Here is a 790-nt window from a genome sequence, read left to right as displayed (position 1 = left end):
GGGCTGGCCTGGGCGGCGGTGCTCGGCGGCGGCCTGCTCTATCTCGGCGGCGCGCTCGCCTTCGCGGTGCTGTACGTGCGCGTCGTCCAGGCCCGACTCTGGGCCGCGGTCGCAACCACGACGCAGGTGGCCGATGCCGACGGCCTGAACCGCATCCTCGCCGCGAGCCACGGGCCCGGCAGCGGCCTCAACGAGGGCCTCGCCGACGCGCTCGACGTCGGCGGCGCGCTGCAGATCGGGTTCTGATGGCGCTCACCGCGTCCGGCCGCTGGTTCGACGGACGGAGCGCCGCGCCGCACGAGGTGACCCTGCACCTCGGCGAGCGCCTCGAGATCACCGGGCTGGAGGTCCATCGCGACTGGAACCTGACCGATTTGCGGGCCGGCGAGGGGCAGGCCCCGCTGCTGCGCCTCGGGATCGCGGGCGATCCCGGCCATGTCGAGGTCGTGGACCCGTCGTTCGCCGCATGTCTCGAAACCCGCTGCCCCGACCTGCGCAAGCGCGCAGACGCGGGCGGAGGGACCTGGCGCCTCGTCGCCGGCTCGCTTGCGGTCGGCATCGCGGTCCTGCTCACCGTGTTCTTCGGCCTTCCGATCGCGGCGGGCGTTCTCGCGCCGCTGGTGCCGGCCGGCATCGAGGCGCGCCTCGGCACCGCGGTGGAGGCGCAGGTGCTCGACCTGATGGGCGATCCGCCGTCTTATAAACATATGACGCAGCCGCCGAAATGGAGTGTGTTGATGTGGGTGGTCGCCGTATCATTAAAAAAAAAAGGGGGGGGGGGGGGGGGGGG

The 790-nt window shown here is 72.2% G+C and carries 2 pseudogenes; both read left to right on the top strand.

What is annotated here, in order from left to right:
- Positions 1 to 246, top strand: a pseudogene (locus tag FV223_RS29020) (DUF898 domain-containing protein); the annotation flags it as partial.
- Positions 246 to 790, top strand: a pseudogene (locus tag FV223_RS29015) (hypothetical protein); the annotation flags it as partial. The pseudogenes FV223_RS29020 and FV223_RS29015, both read left to right, overlap by 1 nt.

The organism is Methylobacterium sp. WL116 (genome assembly GCF_008039455.1).
GTDB lineage: Bacteria > Pseudomonadota > Alphaproteobacteria > Rhizobiales > Beijerinckiaceae > Methylobacterium.
The sequence above is the reverse complement of the archived record's forward strand: the minus strand, read 5'-3'. Positions and strand labels throughout refer to the sequence as shown.